The sequence below is a fragment of the Caballeronia sp. LZ028 genome, assembly GCF_031451415.1.
GTDB lineage: Bacteria > Pseudomonadota > Gammaproteobacteria > Burkholderiales > Burkholderiaceae > Caballeronia > Caballeronia zhejiangensis.
On sequence record NZ_JARUXN010000005.1, the window covers coordinates 62,293 to 84,589 of the forward strand.

At 65.0% G+C, this 22,297-nt stretch carries 22 protein-coding genes; 9 read left to right on the forward strand and 13 right to left on the reverse strand.

The window, feature by feature from the left end; genetic code table 11:
• Nucleotides 1–19: 19 nt before the first annotated feature.
• On the reverse strand, nt 20–1,264 hold the full coding sequence (locus QCE58_RS29655; protein ID WP_250437734.1) for an acyl-CoA dehydrogenase family protein: 1,245 nt from the start codon (nt 1,262–1,264) through the stop codon (nt 20–22).
• Nucleotides 1,265–1,326: 62 nt separating this feature from the next.
• Here QCE58_RS29655 and QCE58_RS29660 point away from each other — a divergent pair, with 62 nt between their 5' ends.
• From QCE58_RS29660 to QCE58_RS29690, 7 genes are all read left to right on the forward strand, one after another.
• Nucleotides 1,327–1,530 carry a hypothetical protein gene (locus QCE58_RS29660; RefSeq protein WP_250522601.1) on the forward strand — a complete coding sequence of 68 codons (204 nt, stop codon included), beginning with the start codon at nt 1,327–1,329 and terminating at the stop codon, nt 1,528–1,530.
• Nucleotides 1,531–1,587: 57 nt separating this feature from the next.
• On the forward strand, nt 1,588–2,418 hold the full coding sequence (locus QCE58_RS29665) for a CmcJ/NvfI family oxidoreductase (RefSeq protein ID WP_008345423.1): 831 nt from the start codon (nt 1,588–1,590) through the stop codon (nt 2,416–2,418).
• A 267-nt stretch (nt 2,419–2,685) separates the two neighbouring features.
• Nucleotides 2,686–3,624: a TauD/TfdA family dioxygenase gene (locus tag QCE58_RS29670; protein ID WP_008345425.1), complete on the forward strand. Its 939-nt coding sequence runs from the start codon at nt 2,686–2,688 to the stop codon at nt 3,622–3,624.
• Nucleotides 3,625–3,690: 66 nt separating this feature from the next.
• On the forward strand, nt 3,691–4,776 hold the full coding sequence (locus QCE58_RS29675) for an ABC transporter substrate-binding protein (protein ID WP_250442109.1): 1,086 nt from the start codon (nt 3,691–3,693) through the stop codon (nt 4,774–4,776).
• 51 nt (nt 4,777–4,827) lie between these two features.
• Entirely contained in the window at nt 4,828–5,601 is a 774-nt protein-coding gene (locus tag QCE58_RS29680; RefSeq protein ID WP_250522637.1) for an ABC transporter permease, read from the forward strand.
• 9 nt (nt 5,602–5,610) lie between these two features.
• Nucleotides 5,611–6,393, forward strand: coding sequence for an ABC transporter permease (locus QCE58_RS29685; RefSeq protein WP_008345434.1), 783 nt, complete (start codon nt 5,611–5,613; stop codon nt 6,391–6,393).
• A gap of 13 nt (nt 6,394–6,406) precedes the next feature.
• Nucleotides 6,407–7,177 carry an ABC transporter ATP-binding protein gene (locus tag QCE58_RS29690; protein ID WP_033535709.1) on the forward strand — a complete coding sequence of 257 codons (771 nt, stop codon included), beginning with the start codon at nt 6,407–6,409 and terminating at the stop codon, nt 7,175–7,177.
• On the opposite strand, the gene QCE58_RS29695 is transcribed toward QCE58_RS29690, so the two are convergent.
• Nucleotides 7,174–7,548 (reverse strand): ester cyclase, encoded by a 375-nt coding sequence (locus QCE58_RS29695; RefSeq protein ID WP_008345436.1) that lies wholly within the window; start codon nt 7,546–7,548, stop codon nt 7,174–7,176. The two genes, QCE58_RS29690 and QCE58_RS29695, sit on opposite strands and share 4 nt — an antisense overlap.
• Nucleotides 7,549–7,721: 173 nt before the next feature.
• Between QCE58_RS29695 and QCE58_RS29700 the strand changes: the two genes are divergently transcribed.
• Together QCE58_RS29700 and QCE58_RS29705 are read left to right on the forward strand one after the other, a co-directional pair.
• A complete protein-coding gene (locus QCE58_RS29700) occupies nt 7,722–9,035 on the forward strand; it encodes a Gfo/Idh/MocA family protein (RefSeq protein WP_250522600.1) in 1,314 nt (437 codons plus the stop codon).
• Nucleotides 9,036–9,935: 900 nt separating this feature from the next.
• Nucleotides 9,936–10,637 carry a sterol desaturase family protein gene (locus tag QCE58_RS29705; RefSeq protein WP_250522599.1) on the forward strand — a complete coding sequence of 234 codons (702 nt, stop codon included), beginning with the start codon at nt 9,936–9,938 and terminating at the stop codon, nt 10,635–10,637.
• Nucleotides 10,638–10,698: 61 nt separating this feature from the next.
• Here the strand turns inward: QCE58_RS29705 and QCE58_RS29710 are convergent, their stop codons facing one another.
• From QCE58_RS29710 to QCE58_RS29760, 11 genes are all read right to left on the reverse strand, one after another.
• Nucleotides 10,699–11,589, reverse strand: a complete 891-nt coding sequence (locus QCE58_RS29710) for a LysR substrate-binding domain-containing protein (protein WP_175982457.1) — start codon at nt 11,587–11,589, stop codon at nt 10,699–10,701.
• Nucleotides 11,590–11,654: 65 nt separating this feature from the next.
• A complete protein-coding gene (locus QCE58_RS29715; protein WP_008345440.1) occupies nt 11,655–12,380 on the reverse strand; it encodes an amino acid ABC transporter ATP-binding protein in 726 nt (241 codons plus the stop codon).
• A 44-nt stretch (nt 12,381–12,424) separates the two neighbouring features.
• The gene (locus QCE58_RS29720; protein WP_008345442.1) at nt 12,425–13,081 is read right to left on the reverse strand and encodes an amino acid ABC transporter permease; all 657 of its coding nucleotides are present in this window, start codon (nt 13,079–13,081) and stop codon (nt 12,425–12,427) included.
• Entirely contained in the window at nt 13,078–13,842 is a 765-nt protein-coding gene (locus QCE58_RS29725) for an amino acid ABC transporter permease (protein ID WP_250522598.1), read from the reverse strand. Before QCE58_RS29725 ends, QCE58_RS29720 begins: the two co-directional genes overlap by 4 nt.
• Nucleotides 13,843–13,885: 43 nt before the next feature.
• A complete protein-coding gene (locus QCE58_RS29730) occupies nt 13,886–14,698 on the reverse strand; it encodes a transporter substrate-binding domain-containing protein (RefSeq protein ID WP_008345445.1) in 813 nt (270 codons plus the stop codon).
• Between the two features lie 39 nt (nt 14,699–14,737).
• Nucleotides 14,738–15,820 (reverse strand): ABC transporter ATP-binding protein, encoded by a 1,083-nt coding sequence (locus QCE58_RS29735; RefSeq protein ID WP_250442105.1) that lies wholly within the window; start codon nt 15,818–15,820, stop codon nt 14,738–14,740.
• Nucleotides 15,821–15,833: 13 nt separating this feature from the next.
• Entirely contained in the window at nt 15,834–16,676 is an 843-nt protein-coding gene (locus tag QCE58_RS29740; RefSeq protein ID WP_008345448.1) for an ABC transporter permease, read from the reverse strand.
• Complete coding sequence (locus QCE58_RS29745; RefSeq protein ID WP_250522597.1) at nt 16,673–17,593, reverse strand: ABC transporter permease; 921 nt, start codon at nt 17,591–17,593, stop codon at nt 16,673–16,675. The genes QCE58_RS29740 and QCE58_RS29745 overlap by 4 nt, the downstream gene beginning before the upstream one ends.
• 5 nt (nt 17,594–17,598) lie before the next feature.
• Nucleotides 17,599–18,696, reverse strand: a complete 1,098-nt coding sequence (locus tag QCE58_RS29750) for a PotD/PotF family extracellular solute-binding protein (RefSeq protein ID WP_008345450.1) — start codon at nt 18,694–18,696, stop codon at nt 17,599–17,601.
• A gap of 159 nt (nt 18,697–18,855) precedes the next feature.
• Entirely contained in the window at nt 18,856–20,331 is a 1,476-nt protein-coding gene (locus QCE58_RS29755; RefSeq protein WP_250522596.1) for an aldehyde dehydrogenase family protein, read from the reverse strand.
• A complete protein-coding gene (locus tag QCE58_RS29760; protein ID WP_309780527.1) occupies nt 20,328–22,025 on the reverse strand; it encodes a 5-guanidino-2-oxopentanoate decarboxylase in 1,698 nt (565 codons plus the stop codon). Before QCE58_RS29760 ends, QCE58_RS29755 begins: the two co-directional genes overlap by 4 nt.
• Nucleotides 22,026–22,297: the final 272 nt, after the last annotated feature.

Sequence of the window (22,297 nt, forward strand, 5' to 3'; positions counted from 1 at the left end):
GGGGCGAACGAAGAAAAAGTCAGGCCACGCCGATGCGCCATTGGCCCGGCGGCAGCGTGCCGTTCACGGCGAAATCGCCGACGATCCGGTCCTTGTAGATGCGCGGATTGTGCGACGCGATCGTGCGCGCGTTGCGCCAGTAGCGGTCGAGCCCGGCGGTGCGCAGCGTCGCGGATGCGCCGAGCGCGTCGAACACGCTCGCGCTCGCGTCGAGAACGAGTTGCGACGCGACCGTCTGCGCCTGCCAGATCTCGATCTCCGCTTCCGCGATGACGGCGAGCGCATCCGGCCTGTCGAACGACGCCGCCGCGCGTTCGAGCGCGCGCGCCGCCTGCGCGACGATCGCGCCGGCCGTCCAGGCGTGCGCGCGGGCGCGGCCGACTACTTGCAGCAATTGCGGATCGTCCGCGGCGCGCGTGCTGACCGCGTGGCTGTAACTGCGCGTGCGCGCGGCGATGGCGGCGGCCGCATCGCTCGCGACGGCCCGGCCGATGCCCGCGAGCGTCGCCAGATGCACGAGCTGATAGAACGCTTCGGAGTACGGGAACGGCGCGCGGCCCGCGACGATTTCGCGTTCGTCGACCTTCACGTTGTCGAAGCGGCTCGTGCCGCTCGCGGTGAGGCGCTGGCCCATGCCGTCCCAGTCGTCGATCACTTCGACGCCGTCCGCACGACGATCGACCGTGACGGACACGGCCTCGTCGTCCGCATCGGTTGCGCCGACGTGGATCCAGTCGGCGAAGAGCGAGCCGGTCGTATAGAACTTCGTGCCGTTCAGATGCCAGCCGTTCGCGTCGCGGGTGAGGCGCGTCGCGAACTGGCTGCGCGGCGCTTCGCCCGTCTCGGACCACGCCGCCCCGACGATGACGCCCTTCGCGAGCCGCGCGAGCCATCGCTCGCGTCGTTCGACGGGACTGTCGAGCGCGTGCTCGATGAAGCCGAAGTGCGCGCGCAGCGCCTGCGTGATGTTCGAATCGGCTTCCGACAACTCGATCAGCAATTCGAACAATTCGACGAGGCGGATGCCCTGGCCGCCATAGTCGGCCGGCACGCGCAAGGACGTGAAGCCGGCGTCGCGCAGCCAGGCGATTTCGTCGGTGGGAAGACGGCGTTCGAGCTCGCGCGCGACGCTCTGTGCGCGGATGCGAGCGAACACGGGCCGAAAGCGCGCGGCGAGCGCGGCGTACCGTTCAGTGGGACCGGGACCCCACGCTGCGCCGACTTCGACGCCGGAAGGCAGGGGAGCATTGCGATCGAAAGGCATGGCGCTCCGATGTGATTCGTGAAAGCGTCGATTATCTGCAACCCGTGCGCCAACGCTAAACGATGAATCATCAGAAGCTAAGCGCAATCGCCGCTATTCGCCGTTATCTGGTGTCGACGGCCATCTTCGCGGCAGGCGCGTGGGCCAAGGCGAGCAGCTATGACCTCGAGCCACCGCTGGTCGCGCTTGCGCTCGGGCTGATCGACCGTCTGACGATGCCGCGCGTTCCTCGCGTGCAATGCATTGCAGAAAAGCTTCGTTGTTGAACCGTTCCGGCGAGCCTAGATTCGATCTGTCGAACCTAGCCAGCGGGGCGTGCAATCATGAGCGATGTCGTGATCGAGCAGCCGGTCGAAGTCGAGGCCGGGTTGAACTATCTCGTGCCTACGGGCGTGAAGCCCGCCTCCTACGCCTACGATCCGCCGCCCGGCGTGCCGCGCCGCACCGGCGAATATCGCACGCACGCGGTGAGGATTTCGAATGCGCGGCTGCGGCCGCCGCCGGGCGGCCTGTCGCTGGACCGGAATGGATTCGAGTTGCATCGCGAAGCGAGCGCGCTAAGCGATTTCTCCGACGATGCCGCGATTCGTTCGGTCTACTACCCGCAATCCGAGCGCCTGCTGAAGCAATGGACGGGGGCGAAGCGCGTCGTCATCTTCGATCACACACTGCGGGATGGCGCGGCGGCACGCGCGAACGGCGTGAAGGAGCCGGTGCATCTGATCCACAACGATCAGACCTTCGTTTCCGGGCCGCGCCGGGTGCGCGATCATCTTCCCGCCGATGAAGCCGCCCGCCTGCTGCAAGGGCGCTTTGCGATCGTCAATCTGTGGCGGCCGGTGGGCGAGGTCGTGGAATCGTCACCGCTCGCATTGTGCGATTCGCGCAGCATCGACGAACGCGATGCGGTCGCGCAGGACTTCATCTATCCGACGATGACGGGCGAAACCTACGCGTTCGTGCATAACCCGCTGCATCGCTGGTACTACTTCCCGCTGATGTCGCCCGACGAGGCGCTGCTCATCAAGATCTACGACTCGGCCGGCGACGGCGTTGCGCGTTTCACCGCGCACACGGCCTTCGACGATCCCGCATCGCCGCCCGATGCACGGCCACGCCGCAGCATCGAGTTGCGCAGCCTGCTGTTCTTCTGAGGTACTGCCGAGCAAGCCTGGTACGCGCTGCAAATACGAAAAGGTAACTCGGTATCGCAGAGGAAGGCATCGCACGCGGCCGCGAAAGCAACGAACGAATTCGGCTACGGCGCGCAATGGGCGAGCTGCGGGAAAGCATCGCGGGATTGCAGCGATATGCATAGTCGAAACGCTTCGTTGGCGACGCGTCTTGTCGATGCTTCAATGTTTCCGTCGCATTGAATGCGGCCTGCATCCGACAAACGCAAACCACAACGGAGATTTTCGATGTCCGAACTTTCCACGCTCGCCGCCGAATCCACGCTGTCTCCCGTCACGTCGAATGAACCGTTCCAGGTGCGCCCGATCGGCGGGCGCATCGGCGCCGAAGTGCGCGGCGTGACGCTTTCCGCCGATCTCGACGATAACGCCATCGCCGCGATCAACAATGCGCTGCTCGAACACAAGGTTCTGTTCTTCCGCGGCCAGTCGCATCTCGACGACGCCGCGCAGGAAGCCTTCGCCGCGCGTTTCGGCGAGACCGTCGCGCATCCGACCGTGCCGTCGCTTTCGAGCGGAAGCCGTCTGCTCGAACTCGATTCGAAGCATGGCACGCGCGCGAATTCATGGCATACGGACGTCACGTTCGTCGATGCTTATCCGAAGATTTCGATTCTGCGCGGCGTCGTGATCCCGCCCGCCGGCGGCGACACGGTATGGGCCAACACGGCCGCCGCATATGCGAACCTGCCGGAAGCGCTGCGCGATCTCGCCGACAAACTCTGGGCGCTGCATTCGAACGCCTACGACTATGCCGCCACGCGCAACGTGCCCGATACGGAATCCGAGCGCGAGTACCGCAAGCAATTCACCTCGACGCTCTATGAAACGGAGCATCCGGTCGTGCGCGTGCATCCGGAAACGGGCGAACGCACGCTCGTGCTGGGTCACTTCGTGCAGCGCTTCATCGGTCTTTCGCAGCGCGATTCGGACCGTCTCGCCGAAATCTTCCACGATCACGTCACGCGCCTCGAAAACACCGTGCGCTGGCGCTGGACGCAAGGCGATGTCGCGATCTGGGACAACCGCGCGACGCAGCATTACGCGGTGGCCGATTACGCCGATGCGCATCGCGTCGTGCGTCGCGCGACCGTGCACGGCGATGTGCCCGTAGGCATCGACGGGCGCAAGAGCCGCATCGTCAAGCAGGAAACGCGCACCGCCTGACGCGTGGCGCGATACCCCATGCACCGGCGATCGCATCGCCGGCGATCCACTCTTTCTCATTGCACGATGACACTACGATTCAAGCTCTTCGTCGGCGCGGCGACGCTGTTCGCTGCGCTCATCGGTCCCGCGCAGGCCGCCGATCCGGCCGTGGTGCGCATCGGCGTTGCGCAGCAGGGAACCGGCGATCCGCCCGTTTTCGGCGGCTCGCCCGCGGCGACCGCGCTTTTGCAGCATCGCGTCGAAGATGCGTTGCAGCCCGAGCACATCAAGGTCGAGTGGATCTTCTTCAAGGGCGCGGGACCCGCCGTCAACGAGGCGCTCGCGAACAAACAGCTCGACTTCGCGTATCAGGGCGATTTGCCTTCCGTGCTCGGCCGCGCGAACGGATTGAAGACGCATCTGCTGCTGGCGTCGAACGTCCGGACGGGTGTGTACCTCGCGGTGCCTCCTGATTCGGACATCAAGAGCGTCAAGGATCTGAAGGGCAAGCGCGTCGGCATCTTTCGCGGGACGAATCTGCAACTCGTCGCCGATAACGTGCTGAAGCAAAACGGCCTCAGCGAACGCGATCTGCGCGTCATCAATCTCGATACCGCTGCCTCGCAGGCCGCGCTGGCGTCGAAGGGCGTCGATGCGGTGTTCCTCGACTACTCGCTCTTCAAGCTGCAACGTCAGGGGCTCGCGAAGATCGTCTATGCATCGCGCGATGACGGCGTGCAGTTCACGCGCCAGGCGCATCTTCTCGTGCTCGAAGACTACGAGCGCGCGCATCCCGACACGGTGCAGAAGGTCGTGACCGCCGTGGTGCAGGCCGCGCAATGGTCGTCCGATGAAACCCATCGCAATGCACTCTTCGCGTTGTGGGCGAAGAGCGGCGTGCCGGTCGAATCGTGGTCGTCCGAGTTTGCGAATCAATCGATGAAGGACCGCATGTCGCCGCTCATCGATCCGTTTCTGGTCGCGCGTTATCAGGCCGTCGCCGACGATGCGTTGCGTCTGAATCTGATTCGTCAGCCCGTCAGCGTGAATGGATGGTTCGAGCCGAAGTATCTGGATCAGGCGCTGAAGTCGCTGAAGCTCGAAGCCTACTGGCCGCGTTTCGATGCAACGGGCAAGCCTTCCGGCGAACGTCTCGCGGAGAACAGATAAATGGCCAATGCACTGACGCGTGTGTTTCAGCCCGCGGATCGTGCGCGCGGAATGTCATCGACTGATGCGTGGCGCACGATCGGCTGGACTGCGTTGCCGTGGATCGTGCCCAGCGTCTGCGCGTTGCTGTGGGTGCTCGGCTCGCACTACGGCTGGATCTCCGCGCAAGTGTTGCCGGCGCCCGCGCTCGTCTTCGAAACGCTCGGCGCACTCGCGAAGAGCGGCGAGTTGTGGACGCATCTGCTGGCGAGCACGACGCGCGCCGCTGTCGGATTCGGCGGCGGCGTGCTGCTCGGCATCGCGCTCGGCGGATTCCTCGGCCTGTCGCGCACGCTGGAAGCCTACGTCCTGCCGAGCTTCAACGCCATCGTGCAAGTGCCGGTGCTCGGCTGGTTGCCGTTTCTCATGATCGTCGTCGGCATCGGCGAGCCGCTGAAGTATCTGCTGATCGGGCATGCGGCGCTCGTGCCCGTCACGCTCTCGACACTGCAAGGCTTTCGCGGCACGCCGCGTGCGTTGCAGGAAGTTGCGTCGGTGTATCGCTATACGCGCTGGCAAGTCATCACGCGCGTGACTTTGCCATCCGCGATTCCGGTCATCGGCACGGGCGTGCGGCTCGCGTTCACGAAAGCGTGGCTGACGCTCGTCGTCGTCGAGCTCGTCGCGTCGTCGGAAGGGCTGGGTTATCTGATCGTGTATGGACGTCAGCTTTTTCAGCTCGATCTCGTGCTGGCCGCGGTGCTGATCGTCGGCGCAATCGGCTATGCGGCAGATCGCCTGCTCGATGCATTCGAGCGCAAGCTGCAACGCGGCCGCGTCAATTGAGGATCAGCCATGTCGACTCTGGATTGGGAAGCGGGAACAGTCAAAGGATCGTGGCGCGGACTCGTGCTGCCGATAGCCGCGCTCGCCGTGTGGTGGTACGTGTCGCGCGATGCGCAAGTGGGGCGAGGCGTGATGGTTTCGCCTGCACACGTGTGGAGTACGGCGGTCGATCAGGTCCGCAGCGGGGCGCTCGCGCGTGCGTTGTCGGCATCGCTTGCGCGCGAGTTGACGGGCTTTGCGATCGGCACCAGTCTCGGCCTCGCGCTCGGCGCATTGCTCGGCATATCGAAGCTCGCGAATCGCGCGATCGCACCGAGCTTCAACACGTTCAAGCAAGTGTCGCTGTTCGCGTGGATTCCATTGATCTCCGTGTGGTTCGGACTCGGCGATGTCGCGAAGGTCGTGTTCCTGTCGCTTGCCGCGCTCGTGCCCGTCGTGATGCATACGAGCGACGGCATCCGCGCCGTTCCCGCGAACTGGCTCGACGTGGCGCGCGCATATCGCTATGGCAGGCTGCAAACGGTGGCCTATGTCGTGGTACCCGCAGCGTTGCCGTCCATCTTCACGGGCGTGTATCTGGCGCTCATCTATTCGTGGCTCGCGACGCTCGGCGCGGAGTATCTGCTCGTTGCGGGCAGCGGCATAGGCAATACGCTCGTCGATGGCAGCGAACAGTTTCGTATGGATCTCGTCGTGTTCGGCGTGATCGTGGTCGGTTTGACGGGGTGGGCGTTGAATGCTTTCGCGCGCGGCGTGCAGCGGCGCTGGTTCGGCGCGTCGCGCGCGGCTTGAGGAGAATCCGGATATGACGACGCAAATAGAGCAAGACAGTGGCCTGACGCTTCGGCACGTGAGCAAGCGCTTCGCTGGCGATGCGGGGCCGCCGGTGCTCGATCGCATCGAGCTGTCGATTGCGAGCGGCGAGTTCGTGAGCATCGTCGGGGCGAGCGGTTGCGGAAAGTCGACGTTGCTGCGGCTGATCGCGGGCCTAGATGGAGATTACGACGGCGAGATCGATTTCGGCGGCGAACGCGTCGTGACGACGGATCTGTCGCGCGGCATCGTGTTTCAGGATCATCGGCTTTTTCCGTGGCTCGATGTCGCGCAGAACGTCGCGGTCGCGTTGCGCAACGCGCCGTTATCGAAGGCCGAGAAGGCGCGCGCGGTGGCCGAGCATATCGAGCTCGTCGGATTGAAGGGCTACGAGCGGCTTTATCCGCATCAGTTATCGGGGGGCATGGCGCAGCGCGTTGCGATTGCGCGAGGACTGGTGAACCGGCCGCGTCTGCTGTTGCTCGATGAACCCTTCGGTGCGCTCGACGCACTTACGCGAAGCCGCTTGCAGCTCGAATTGCAGCGGATATGGGAGCATGAACGGATCACGATGGTGCTCGTCACGCACGATGTGGAGGAAGCCGTGCTGCTGTCGGACCGGATCGTGGTGATGCAGGCGCGGCCGGGACGCATCGGGGAAGTGGTGGATGTATCGCTGCCGCGGCCGCGAAAGGTTGGAGATAGCAAGGTCGCCAGGTTGCGCGACGATATCGTGGACAGCTTCTTTACCGAAGCGGCCTAAAGCTGCGCTTCGATCGCCGCTTTATCGATAACGGACCACACGCGCTCGATCTTGCCATCGCGGAACTCATAGAAGACGTTCTCGCAAAACACGACGCGTCTTCCATCGATATGCAGGCCGAGGAAGTCAGCCTTCGGCGTGCATTCGAAGCGCAACCGGCAAGCGACGCGCGGCGGCTCCGCTATCAGCAGTTCGATATCGAAGCGGAGGTCCGGAATTTCGCGCACATCTTTCTTCAGGAGCTCGCGATAGTCATCGAGCGTGAGCGCGCGCGCGTTGTACTGCAGCGCATCGTGAACGAACGCGCCGAGATTCGGCCAGTCGCGCGCATTCAGGCAAGCGATGTATTGCCTGTAAATATCTGAAAGCATCGTGTGCGCTCCAAAAGGAATGGTGATGCGCTTATCGTAGCGTTGTGCGTTCGGCGGTGAACCGACGCGCGCAGCGCTCAATTCTCATCGACGACTCGCTAACTAACAAGCTTACTTCGGATGGCACGCGCAATGCTGAACGCAGGCATCACATTTCCCCGCCGGAGTTCTCCATGCCTTTTCGCGGCCAACCCGATCAGCTTTTGCCCAACGCCGCGCCCGCCGAACCGGAAGCGGGGCGCCGTTCGTTTCTGACACGCGGCGGCGCGGGCATTGCAGTCGCGCTCGCGGCCGGAACGGGCAGCGCATGGGCCGCCGGTCCTTCAGGTGCCGATGCCAATCAGGTCAAGCTGCCGCTGATTCAAGACCCGAACACGGAGCAGAAGGAAGAAACGCCCGACGCGAATCTGCCGCCCGACGCGCGCATCGGCTATGCGATCGTCGGGCTCGGACGTCTTTCGTTGAATCAGATTCTGCCCGCGCTCGCGCAATGCAAATACTCGAAGGTGGCGGCGCTGGTTTCCGGCGATCGCGAAAAGGCGCGGCGCGTCGCGCGTCAATACGGCATCGCCGATGCCGACATCCACGATTATCAGGACTTCGAGCGTCTTGCAGACAATCCGCGCGTGCACGTCGTGTATATCGTGTTGCCGAACGGCATGCACAAGGCGTTCACGCTGCGCGCGGCGAAGATCGGCAAGCATGTGCTCTGCGAGAAGCCGATGGCGAACAATGCCGCCGACTGCGAGGCGATGGTCGAAGCGATGAAGCGCGCCAATCGCAAGCTGATGATCGCGTATCGCAGCCAGTACGAGCCGATGGATCGCATGGTTGCGAAGATGGTCAAGGAGAAGAAGCTCGGCACATTGCGCGAGTTCATCGCGGGAAATTCGCAGAATGTGGGCGATCCATCGCAATGGCGCTTGAAGAAGGCGCTCGCGGGCGGCGGCGCAATGCCCGACATCGGCCTCTATTGCCTCAACGCGGCGCGCTTTCTGTCGAACGAAGAGCCGATGGAAGTCGTCGCGACGGTGCATCACCCGCAAGGCGATCCGCGCTTTGCCGAGGTCGAGGAATCGGTGCACTTCATCCTGCGCTTTCCGAGCGGACTCACGGCGACGTGCATGTCGAGTTATGCAAGCCACGAATCCCGTTTCTTCAGGCTGCAAGGCGCACAAGGCTGGGTCGAGATGGATCCGGCGTTCGGCTACAACGGATTGCGCTTGCGTCACGGCATGCTCGTCGACGGCAAGAGCGCGACGACCGAAGTGCAGATCGATCCGCAGAACCAGTTCGCGCGCGAAATCGATCACATGTCGGTCTGCGTGAAGGACGATCTCGTGCCGCACACGCCGGGCGAGGAAGGCTTGCAGGATCAGCGGATCATCGACGCGATCTACGAATCGGCGCGCACCGGCCGCGCCGTGAAGCTCGCCCAGCCGGATGCGCCGACGCGCGGGCCGGAGCCGCAGGAAGAGACTTTCTGATCGGTTGCGAACGGGTGGCATGCGGCGCGTGCGGAAGAGATAGCGCACGAGCACGCTCGCCGCGTTGACGCCCGTCGCGAGGTGGACGCCTTGTGCGCGGTAAGGATTGGCCAGCACGACGTTGGCGAGAATCTTCACCGCGAAGCCTCAGAGATCATGCGATAGCGCGTTTCGCTCGCGAACTGATTCGCGAGTCCGCAGCGGAACAGTTTCGTCACAGCGACGGTGTCTCCGGCGTGAACGCGCCCCTCTGAAACAACAGGTTGATCCCCCGCAGAAAAAGAAGCACTTTCGCCGTGGCCCGCCCCGCGCGTGCGCCAACTCTCGCACGATCGGCAAAGACGGGCGGTACATCAGCCGTCCCTCGCGGCATCAGCGATGCTAATAGACGAAGACGCCGTTATCAGATCGATTTGACGGAGCGCGCCGGGCATTTATTCAGGCTTGCTGCTTAACCGCCCATTCCCGCGCGTCCCATTGATACGGAACCGTAAGGACAGTGTCATCCGGGCTAGCACCGATATAAGCCCGAATTATCCGGCGCATCAATAAACAGTATTAGGCGTTATGGTGCGATCTCGCTACGCTTCATCCAATGCGCTCGCTTACCACAGTCGGCGCGCACAGATGGAGACGCTGATGAACACGCGCTGCCGCAGCGAACGGCAATACCGCATTCGTCTAGCCGGTGTTGTCGTCCGCGCGCGGCAGCGCCGATCATGCGCCCGTGCTGATCTTCCCAGAACGAGCGCGTGCATCGGCTTCGGGATCAGCGTTATTCGTGGTGTCGGAGACGCTCGACAAGCTCGAAGGCGGCTACGCGCGGACTCCCTCCCGAATCATTGCGCATAACGGCGGACGCCAACGGGCACACGCCTTTCACAACAGCCGGAGACATTGATGAAATACGAAGATGACGTTCGTGCGCGTTCCTACAAGTTCCGCGACGGGTATGTCGATGCCACGCCATGGTGGTATCGCGGCGAAATGCACCTCGGCTTCACATTGCTCTTCACGGGCGGCGTGATCGTCTTTTGCCTGATGCAGCTTCATGCGCCGACGCTCGCCGAATGGCTGGCCGTCATTCCGCTCTTTTTGTTCGGCAACTGGGCGGAATGGGCGGCGCACCGCTATGTGCTGCATCGTCCGACGAAGTATTTCAGCATGATCTACAAGCGCCATTGCGCGGTTCATCACCGGTTCTTCACGCATGTGACGCTTGAATACAAGGGTCACCGCCACTGGCGCGCGCTGCTGTTTCCGCCTTTCGCGCCGGTTGCATTCGTGCTGGCGGCCGTGCCGTTCGCGCTCCTGATCGGGTTCGTATTCTCCCGCAACGCAGGCTACATCGCGCTGTTCACGATGGCGGCATACTTTCTGATGTACGAGGGCCTGCATACGCTCTCGCACGTCACCGACAGCCCGTTCCTCGACCGCGTTCCGTTCGTGAACACAGTGCGGCGCCTGCACGCTACACACCACGATCCCGAAGTGATGGCGACACAGAATTTCAACCTCACGTTCCCGATCTGCGACACGCTGTTCGGCACACGCAGCGACGTTCCCGGTCGTGCGCGTCAACCGTTGGAACGCGGCCACTAAGGCGCTTGTTTCCACAAAACACAGTCGCTCGCGACGTGGCGTTGCGTACGGCGGCCTCGAACTACCCGGCCGTCGCAGCCGCCTCACGGTTGCGCATGATCCATTCGCTGAAGAGTTTGACCTTCGGCTGACTCGCGACGCACTCCGGATAGACGAAGTAATAGCGTGAGCCCGTTTCGAGCACGGTGTCGAACGGCATGACGAGCCGCCGGGCCGCCACGTCTTCGCTGACCAGCGTCCGGTCGCCGATCGCGACGCCGAACCCTTGCATGGCGGCGTTGGTCGCCAGATCGAGCGTTTCGAATGTCGGTCCGAGCGTCGCGTCGATCTCGCTCGCACCCGCGCAATCGAGCCAGAGCTTCCAGTCGCGGTGATCGCGCGTCGGATGCAGCAACGCATGATGCGCGAGATCAGCCGCGGCGGCGAGCGGACTTTCATTGAGCAGTTCGGGCGAGCAAACGGGCGTGAGCTGCTCGTCGAAGAGCGGCACGGCGTGCACGTCCGCACCGGGCGACGAGCCGTAGATGATCGCCGCATCGAACGATTCGACCTCGAAATCGACATCGTGCTGCCAGGTCGTCGTGATCTGCAATTGCAGTTCGGGATGCTCGCTCTGGAAGCGCATGATCCTCGGCAGCATCCATCGCATCACGCAGGTGGGCACTTTCAGCGCGAGATCGGTGCGCTGGCGCGTGAGACGCAGCGATACCTCTTCGATGCGCCCGAAGCTCTCTCTCACGACGGGCAACAGCACGTCGCCTTCCGCCGTCAAGGTCAGGCCCCTTGCGCCGCGGATGAAAAGGGGAAAGCCGAAGTATTCCTCCAGCGCGAGAATCTGTCTGCTGATCGCCCCCTGCGTGAGGCACAGATGTTCCGCCGCACGCGTGAAGCTGCGGTGACGCGCGACGGTCTCGAAGATCTGCAGTGCGTTGAGCGGAGGAAGTCGTCGCATCGGGGCGTGTCTCCGATCATGAAAATCACGTCAGCCGGAAATAGTGTAGCAAGCCGGGCGCGGTGCTAATGCAGTATCTTGCCCAGAAAATCCCTCGCCCGGTCGGACCGCGGATGCGCAAAGAACGCGTCCTTATTTTCGTCTTCCACGATGCGCCCGTGATCCATGAAGATCACCCGGTGCGCGACCTTTCTGGCGAAGCCCATTTCGTGCGTGACGCACATCATCGTCATGCCTTCCTGTGCCAGTTCGACCATCACGTCCAGCACCTCGTTGATCATCTCCGGATCGAGCGCGGAAGTGGGTTCGTCGAACAGCATCGCGACCGGGTCCATCGACAGTGCGCGCGCAATCGCCACGCGCTGCTGCTGGCCGCCTGAAAGCTGCGCGGGATACTTGTCGGCGTGCGCGCGCAGGCCGACGCGCTGGAGCAGACGCAGCGCCTTGTCGGACGCTTCGTCTTTCGAGCGCCCCAGCACTTTCGTCTGCGCGAGCGTGAGGTTGTCCGTGATCGACATGTGCGGAAACAGCTCGAAATGCTGAAACACCATGCCCACTTTCGAGCGCAGTTTCGACAGGTTGGTGCGCCTGTCGTGGACGGACTCCCCGTTGACCGTGATGCTGCCGCTCTGGAACGGCTCGAGCCCGTTGACGGTCTTGATGAGCGTCGACTTGCCGGACCCGGACGGCCCGCAGACCACGACCACTTCGCCTTTGCCGACGGTGGTGGTGCAGTCGGCCAGAACCTGGAACTGGCCGTACCACTTCGACACGTTACCGATGGAAATCATGCGCAAACCTTTTTGAAAGTGCGTTAGCCATTGAGACGCGGCGTTTAGCGATGTCTGCCGACGCGATACCGGCGCTCGAGCGCGCGCGCATACCAGGTCAGCGGAAAGCACATCGCGAAGTAGAGCAACGCGACGAGGGCGTAGATCGGGAAGGGACGAAACACTGCGTTGGTGATCATGGTGCCGGTCTTGGTCAGCTCCGTGAGACCGATGATCGACGTGAGCGCCGTGCTCTTCACGACCTGCACGAGAAATCCCACGGTGGGCGGCACGGCGATCTTCCATGCCTGCGGCCAGACGACGTAACGCAACTGCTGCGTCCACGTCATGCCGAGGCTCGCCGCGGCGCTCCACTGGCCGCGCGGCACCGCCTCCACGCAGCCGCGCCAGATGTCGGCGAGACAGGCGCCCGTGTACAGCGTGAGCGTGACGGTCGCGGCAGCCCAGGGCGACACTTCGACGCCCAGCAGCGGCAAGCCGAAGAAGCCGAGGAAAAGCTGCATCAGAAGCGGCGTGCCCTGGAACACCTCGACATACAGCACCACCGTCCGGCGCAGCCACGGCAGCGGCGACACGCGCATGGCGAGCAGCGCCAGTCCCGTGAGGCCGCCTCCGACGAACGCGATCACCGAAAGCACAACCGTCCAGCGCGCGGCCAGCGTCAGGTTGCGGGCGATATCCCACAGCGTGAACTCGATCATCGTGAACGCTCCTTCGGAAGGCCGGGTTCGGCCGCGCCGATGCGCAGGGACATCAGGTTGCGCAGACCGCGCCGGGAAGTGGTCGCGGCCGCGCGGCCGGCCCGTCCCGCGAACAGCCGCTTGCCGAGTCGGTTGATCAGCATGCGCAGCACGATCGACAGCAGCAGATAGATCGCGGTGACGATCACGTAGCACTCGAACGAACGGAAGTTGCGCGACTGAATGAAGCTGGCGGCGTGCGTCAGGTCAGGCACCGAAATCTGCGATACGACCGCGGAGCCGAGCATCACGATCAGCACCTGCCCGAGCAGTGCGGGAAACACGTTGGCGAGCGCCTGCGGCAACACGACGTGGCGGAACACGTGCGGTCCCCGCAGGCCGAGCGCCATCGCGGCCTGGAGCTGTCCGCGCGGTATCGAGTCGATGCCCGCCCGGACGATTTCCGTGGCGTACGCGCCGAGGTTCACCGTCATCGCCAGCACGGCGGCCTCGATTTCGCCGATATGCACGCCGAGGCTGGGCAGCCCGAAGAACACGAAGAAGAGCTGAACGAGAAACGGCGTGTTGCGAATCAGCTCGACATATGCGGTGATCGCCGCGCGGACCGGCTTCGGGCCCGTCACGGCGAGACACGCGCCGCCGATGCCGACCAGGCCGCCCAGCAGCGTCGATATGGCGGTCAGGCCGAGCGTCACCGCGACGCCATGCGCGAGCACATCGACATAGAGGCCGACGTCGCTGAAGTCGAACGTGTAGGTCATCGAGCGATCCTCCCGCGTGCGAGTGAACGGAGCGCTCCGCGCATCACAGGTCGGCCGGCAGCGGTGCGCGCAGCCACTTCTGCGAGATCGCGTTCATCGTGCCGTCCTTCTTCGCCGCGGCGATGGCTTCGTCGACCTTCTGCTTGAGGCGCGGCTCGTTCTTGTTCAGGCCCACGTGATCGGGCGAGCTGAAGAGCGAGAACTTCTGCTCGGGATCGTTCGACGGGTGACGGGCGATGATCGTCGCGCCCACGTCGTTGCCCACCACGAGCAGTTGCGCCTGCCCGGCCAGAAACGCGGAGATCGCGCCGTTCGGGTCGTCGAATCGCTTGATCGACGCGGACGGCGGCGCGACCTTGCTCACGCTCAGGTCTTCCAGCGTGCCGCGCGCGACGGCCACGCTCTTGCCGGCAAGGTCGCCCGCGTTCTTCACGGGCAGCGACTTCGGACCGAATACGGCCAGGTTGTACGGCGCGTAGGCCTGCGAGAAGTCGATCACCTTTTCGCGCTCGGGCGTCTTGCCGACCGAGAGCAGCATGTCGGCCTTATGGTCGACGAGATACGCCATGCGGTTGTCGCCGGTGACCTGAATCAGTTCGACCTTCGCGTTGAGGGTCTTGCCGATCAGGCTGGACACGTCGATGTCGTAGCCCTGCGGCTTCATGTCCGGCCCGATCGAGCCGAACGGCGGATAGTCCTCGAAGACGCCGATCCGGACGACGCCGGACTTGTTGATCGAGTCGAGCGCGTCGGCGTGCGCCAGCGGCGCGAATGCGCCGAGGCCCGCGATGCCCGAGAAGGCGAGGAGGGCGGCGGTGCGGGCGAGGAAGCGCTGCGCGGAAGTCGTCGTGTGCATGAAGGTCTCTCCTGTGTCGATACGGTGGGCGGCGTGAATTCAGTGCGCGGTGCGTGCCGCGATGAGCTTGCAGGCGTGCGGCGGAAGTTCCGCGAAGACGGGCATGCCGATTCGCAGGTCCGGCGTCTCGCGCGGCGTCGTGGCGGCGGTGAGCGTGAAGCCCGCGCAATCGATGGTCGCTTCGAGCGACGCGCCGACATCCCGGATGAACGCCACCTTTCCGGCGAGCACGTTGGGCCCGGGATCGACGGCGCCGTTTACGGCTGTCCGCATGCAGACGTCTTCGGGACGAATCAGCAGGCGGACGTCGCCCGCCGCGCCGCGCGCGGGCGGTGCGGCATCGACGACGATCTGCTGGCCGCCCGGAAGCGCGATCCGGTCTCCGCCTTCGAGCGTGACGGGCAGGATGTTGCCGAGGCCGATGAAGTCGGCGACGAATTCGCTGACGGGATTGCGATAGATGTCGAGCGGCTTGCCGACCTGCGCGATGCGTCCTTTTTCCATGACGACGATCTCGTCGGCCATGGTCATGGCTTCGCGCTGGTCGTGCGTCACCATGATCGTCGTGATGCCGAGGCGCTGCTGCAGGAGACGGATCTCGACCTGCATCGCCTCGCGCAGCTTCGCGTCGAGCGCGGAGAGCGGCTCGTCGAGCAGCAAGAGCTTCGGCGACGACGCGATGGCGCGCGCAATCGCCACGCGCTGGCGCTGTCCGCCCGACAGCCGCGAGACCGGCCGGTCCGCCATGTGCGGCAACCGGATCAGATCGAGCAGCTCGGCGACGCGGCTGGCTTCCGCCTCCTTGCCGACCCGGCGAAGACGCAGCGGATAGGCGATGTTCTGCGCGACCGTCATGTGAGGAAAGAGCGCGAGCGACTGGAACACCATGCCGAAATCGCGTCGGTTCGCGGGCACGTCAGTCAGATCGCGGCCGGCGAAGGCGACCGTTCCGGACGACGCCGTTTCCAGCCCCGCGATGATGCGCAAGAGCGTCGTCTTCCCGCAGCCGGACGGCCCGAGAAAGCACACCAGCTTGCCGTCGGGCACGGCGAGATCGACATGATCGACGGCGTATGCGGCGTGGAAGCGCTTCGTTACCGCCTGAAGTGTCAGATGAGTCATGAGGGTTCCCCGGTTACAGCGCGACGCCTTCGTCGCCGACCAGCTTTTCGAGCAGCCAGATCAACGCAAAGTCGATGAGCACGATGACGACCGCGAACGAGAACACGGTCGGATCGAGCGAGGACACGGTGCGGCTGTACAGCCAGATGGGCAGCGTCATCGTGTCGATGCCGTACAGAAAGAACGTGACCGTGAACTCGTTGAACGAGACGATGAAGGCGAACAGCATGCCGGCGAGAATGCCGGGCCGCATGAGCGGCAGGACCACATCGACGATCGCGCGGCGCGGGCTCGCGCCCATCAGGCACGCGGCTTCCTCGAACTCCGGGCCGATCGCCGCGACCGAGGCGGCGCAGTTCTTCACCGTGAACGGCAAGGCGAGGATCACGTGCGCGATGATGAGCCGCAGAATGCCTAGCTCGACGGGCAGCACGTTGAACACGAGCAGCAGCGAGAGCCCGAGCATCACGAGCGGATAGACCAGCGGCAGCGCGACGAGCTGCTCGATAACCGCCTTGCCGCGGAAGCGATAGCGCGAGAGCGCGTAGGCGGCGGGCACCGAGACGGCGGTGGCGATGATCATCGTCGATACCGCGACGACGAGGCTCGTCGTGAGGGCCGTGCCCATCGAGAGCACATCGCTTGCGTCGGGCGATACGAACGTGTGCCACGCGGCCCGATACCAGCGCAGCCCGAAGCTCGGCGGCGGGAACTGGAGCGTGTCCGAATTGCCGAACGACATCGTCACCATCGTGAGGATCGGCAGGGCGGCGAGAAAGAGCACGACGGTCGCGAGCAGGCTGGCGGCGCGGCTCAGGCGTCCCGGCATGATCGCGGAAAGGCGCAGGGCGCTCATGAACGGGCTTCCTCCGTGCTTTGCATGCCGCGTACGAGCCGTTGCGATACCGACATGACGACGAGCGTCGCCACCATCAGCACCACGCCGGATGCCGACGCGGCGGGCCAGTTCAGAAGCGGCGCCACCTGGTCGTGCACGAGCACGGCGAGCATGGGCACGCGGCGGCCGCCCAGCAGCAGCGGCACGGCGAACGCGCTCGCGTTGTAGGCGAAGACGAGCAGCGCGCCGGAAACGAGACCGGGCATCGCGAGCGGCAGGACGATGTGGCGCAGCGTCTGCGAGCGCGTCGCGCCGAGCGTAGCGGCCGCTTCCTCGTAAGAGCGCGAGATGGCGCGCATGGCGCTCGCGAGCGGCAGCACGGCGAGCGGGAACGCGGTCTGGATCAGGCCGAGCAGCACGCCGTTCTCGCGATAAAGCCACTGCACCGGACGCCGCACGACGCCGGCCGCGAGCAGCGCGTTATTCAGCATGCCCGCCGGCCCGAGCATCACGAGCCAGCCGTAACCCTGCAGCAGCAGATTGACGAGCAGCGGCAGCAGCACGCCGGCAAGAAGGAGCCGGCGAGCGAGCCGCGATTCGGTGCGCGCCATCGCGAGCGCCACCGGAATCGCCAGCGCCACCGCGCAGACCATGCTCTCAAACGCGAGCTTGAGCGTCAGCCCGAGCGAACGCAGGAAGTACGAATCGGCGAGGTCCGCGTAATTGTGAAGCGTGAGTGCGCGCCACTCGTTCCCCGGCACGCCGAAGCTCATGCGCAGCACCGCGAGCGACGCCGCGACGAGCACGGCGAGAAACGCGAGGATCGGCGCGAGCAGCACCCACGGCGGCACCCTGGGTAGCGCGGGAGCCGACGTCTGTCCGGAGGCGGCGTCTGCCAGCGTGGCCGTCCTGCGGCGGAAGGAGAGTGCGGACATGGAGCTCAGGCCGAGAAGATTTCCGTATAGCGCTTGATCCACGCCGGTTGCACCGCCGCCAATGCCTTGTCGTCGTGCAGCACGGCGTTCTCCGCGATTTGCTGGGGAGACGGCACGAACGCGCGGCTTTCGGCGGGAATCGCCGCCTTCGAGTTCACCGGACCGTTCAGCACGTCGGCGGCCATGCGGCCTTGCACGCCTGCGTCGAGCGAATGGTTGATGAACGCGTGGATCAGGTCGATGTCGCCCGGATGCGCCTTCGGTATGACCGTGAACATCAGCTGGGTGGCGAAGCCTTCCTTCATCCCGTACGTGACGGCCATCTTGTACTCGGGCTTGCGCAATTGATCGGGGAAGAACGCCGGCGAGTAGATGCCGCCGATATCCAGCGAACCCGTGCGGAACAGGTCGGCGACCTGATTCGGATTCTCGCCGAGCGTGAGCACGCGGTCCTTGAGTTGCGCGAGCTTCGCGAAGCCCGGTTCGATGTTCTGCTGCGAGCCGCCCGCCATCTTGGCGGCGATGATCGCGAGATCGACCGCTTCGGCCCATTCCGGCGGCGGCAGGAAAATCCGCCCCGCATACTTGGGATCCCAAAGCGCTTCGTAGGTCGTGGGCGCCGTCTTGACCGACGACGTGCTGTAGACGAGACCGTCCGACCACAACAGATAGCCGATGCCGAAGCCGTTGGCGCCCGTTTGATACCGCGCGGCGACATCCTTCAGGTTGGGGAGTTTGTTCAGATCGGGCTTCATCAGCAGACCGGCATCCGCGAGACCCGAGGCGCCCACGCCCGCGAGCGTGATGACGTCGTAGGTCGGGCGGTCTCCGGCCGCTTTCACTTTCGCCACCATGCCGGAGGTGCCGTCGGCGCGATCGGCGATGACCTGCGCGCCGGTCTTCTGGCTGAACGTCGCGGCAATGTTGCGCAAGGCCGCCGCGCCGGTGTCGTCGGACCATGTGAGCAGGCGCAGCGTCTTGCCGGCGAAGCTCCTCTCCTGCGCCTTCGCGGTGCTGATGAACGGCATCGGCAGACTCGATGCGGCGAGCGCCATGCCGATGGTCTTGATGGCCTGCCTTCTGCCTCGTTTGATGTCATGCATGGTTCACTCCTCGCTGAACGTGCAGCAGTCGGTCAATGCGGTCGGTCGATCAACAGCGGCGTTGTGAGAGCACTCTAGGTACGCAAAATTTCGGCAACAATCGAAATCTCGGCATGGTTGCCATGAGCCGAACGCATGGCTCGGCCTTAACAAAAGCTTTCAGTCGGAATCGGCCGCAGTCAGCACCTGCTTGATTTCCTGGAAGGCCGCGAGTCCGAACGGCCCGAGTTCGCGGCCGATGCTGCTCTTCTTGAAGCCGCCCCAGGATGTCTGAGGAAAGATCAGTTGCGGCGCGTTGATCCAGACGACGCCCGCCTGCAACGCGGCCGCCACGCGCTGTCCGCGTGCCGCGTCGCGCGTGACGACGCTTGCGACCAGCCCGAACTCGGTGTCGTTGGCGGTCGCGATCGCTTCGTCTTCCGTGTCGAAGCTGCGCACGCACAAGACGGGTCCGAAGATCTCTTCGCGCCACACGGCGCTGCCGGCGGGCACGTCGACGAACATCGTTGGCTGCACGAAGTATCCGGGTCCGTCGGGCGCCTCGCCCTGGACCACGAGGCTCGCGCCGTCCGCCTTGCCCCGCGCGATGAAGCGTTGCACGCGTTCGTGCTGCGCGCGGTTCGTGAGCGGCCCCATCTGCACGGCGGCGGCGAACGGATCGCCGACGACGGTGCGCGCGACCCGGTCGGCGAGGCGAGCGATCAGCGCCTGCGCGAGCGGCCGTTCGACCAGCACGCGCGACGTGGCCGAGCACATCTGTCCGGCATTGAAGAACGCACCGCCGATGACGAGATCGACGGCGAGATCGAGGTCGGCGTCCGCGAAAACGACGATGGACGACTTCCCGCCCAGTTCGAGGCTCACGCCCTTGATGGACTGCGCCGCCGCCTTCATGACCTGCTCGCCGACCGCCGTGCTGCCGGTGAACGAGACCTTGGCGATGAGCGGATGCGTGGTGAGCGCCGCGCCGACATCGGTGCCGGTGCCGGTCACGATGTTGAACACGCCGGGTGGCAGGCCGGCCTGCTCGACGATCGCGGCCAGCGCCAGTTCCGGCAGCGGGGTGAATTCGGAAGGCTTGAGCACGACCGTGCATCCCGCGGCGAGCGCGGGCGCGAGTTTCCAGGCCGTGGTCACCATCGGGAAATTCCACGGCACGATCAGGCCGACCACGCCCGCGGGTTCACGGCGGATCACCGCGCGATGCCGGTCGCTCGGGATGGCGATCGCTTCGCCCGGTTCATCCAGCCGTTCGGCCAGCCCGGCGTAGTAGTCGAAGGTGGCGACCACGTCGCCGACATCGATGCGGGATTCGGCGATCGGCTTGCCGTTGTTGAGCGACTGAAGCGCGGCGAGATGCTCGGCACTGGCTTCCACGCCGCGTGCGATCGCTCGCAGAAAGGCGGCGCGCGCGGCGCCCGAAGTCTGTTTCCAGGCGCGCCATGCGTGCGACGCGGCGCGCACCGCGCGATCGACGTCGGCGGGACCGGCCGCGTCCACTTCGGCGATCGTCTCTTCGGTCGATGGATTGATGACGGGCAAGCGTTGCCGCGTTTCGGGCGCGCACCAGCAGCCGTCGATGAAGAGCTGGGTGCGCAGCGGAAAGTCGAAGACGGGGCGTGCGTCCGCGTTCATGACGGCACCCGTGCAAACCAGTCGGCTTCGCGGACCTCGATCACGGTCGGGACGTCGCGCGATGCTGCGCGCCGCAGCTCGGCTTCGAGGGTCCGCGGGTCGTCGACTCTTGCGGCCTCGCATCCGAAGGCTTTGGCGAGCGCGGCGAAGTCGGGCGTGTAGATATCGACGCCGACGGGCGTGATATCGCGTTGCGCCATGTATTTGCGGATCTCGCCGTAGCCGAAGTTGTTCCACACCAGCACGATCACGGGCACGCGCGCCTCCACGGCGCTCGCCAGTTCCGGCAGCGTGAACTGCAGACCGCCATCGCCGATCAGGCAGACGACCGGCCGCCTGGGCGCGGCGAGCTTCGCGCCGATGGCGGCGGGCAGTCCATACCCGAGCGTGCCGTAGCCGGTCGACGAGTTGAACCATGAGCGCGGCGCCGGTGCATCGTGGAGAAAGTTGCCCGCGTAGACCGGGCTCGTCGAATCGCCTGCAATGACGACGCCGGGCAAGGTGCCGACGATCGTGTCGATCAGGCGCTGCTGCGAGCGCATCGCGGCGTCGCAGCCGGCCAGGTTGGCGGCCCGCACCGCGGCGACGCGCGCCGCGCCCCAGTCCGTCGCGGGCGGGCGAACGGGACGCTCGTGCAGTCTCGTCGACAGCTCGCTCAACGCCTCGCGCGCGTCACTGACGATGGCCACATCCGGACGAACGTTGCGCATCAGTTGTTGCGCATCGATATCGATGCGGATGAGCTTGCCTGCGATCGCAAAGCCGCCGTCGAAGACGACGTCGTAATCGGTTTCGCCCAGTTCGGTTCCGACCGCGAGCACTACGTCGGCTTCGCGGATCATCGCGCGGGTGTGCGGCAGCGACTGCGTGGACCCGATGAGAAGCGGCTGTCCGGACGGCAGCAGACCTTTCGCATTGGTCGTGAGCGCGACCGGCGCCTGCAGCCGCTCGGCGAGCTCGCGCAGTTCGGCGGCAGCGTGGGCCGGGCCGCCGCCAGCGAGAATCAGCGGGCGGCGCGCTTCCGCGAGCAGTTCCGCGGCGGCGGCGAGCGCGGCGGGGTGTGCAGCGGGTTTCGCCGCACGCACGGCGCACGACGCCTCGATGACGCCCGCCGGCGACACGATGACGTCGAGCGGGATCTCGATATGCACCGGCCGCGGCCGGGCGCTCTCGAACACCGCGAACGCGCGGGCCAGCACCTGAGGCAGATCGGCGGCATCGAGCAAGGTGTGCGAAAACGCGGCGAGCCCGTTGAATACTTCGCGCTGCGAGGGCAGTTCGTGCAGGCGTCCGTCGCCGCTGCCGAGCTCGCTGCGCGCATTGACGCTCGATATCACGAGCATCGGGATGGAATCGGCATGGGCCTGTGCCATCGCGGTCGCGATATTGGTCATGCCCGGACCGGTGATGATGAAGCACACGCCGGGCTTGCCGGTGACACGCGCATATCCGTCGGCCATGAAGCCCGCGCCCTGTTCGTGACGGGGCGTCACGTGCCGGATCGACGAGCGCGCAAGACCGCGATAGAGCTCTACTGTGTGCACCCCCGGGATGCCGAAGACATACTGGACCCCGTAAATCTCGAGCAAGGTGACGAGCGATTCGCCACAGGTTCGATGGCGCGAGCCGGCCTGGCCGTTTGCCGTTCTCACGTTGCGATCGTCGAAGTGCCTGGTGGATTCACGAAGGTTCATCGGTCGTTGCATTCCTGATTGGTTGGACTGCGGAGGCGGCTGGGGTGCAATCATTCTCGACGCGGCCCCGTCGCGAAGCCAATCGAAAAGATCTCATGGGGCGCATCAGATTTCGGCATGGGTCAGGCAGGCCGCGCGTGGATGGATGGCAGCCCCGCGGCGGGCTCGTGCTCCGTGCTTCGGAAGCGCATCGCGGATCTTCAGCTCGGGACACGCGGCTGCGTGAAATGCGACGCTCGCGCTGGTCGGCGGACCGATCCGCATCGGCCTGA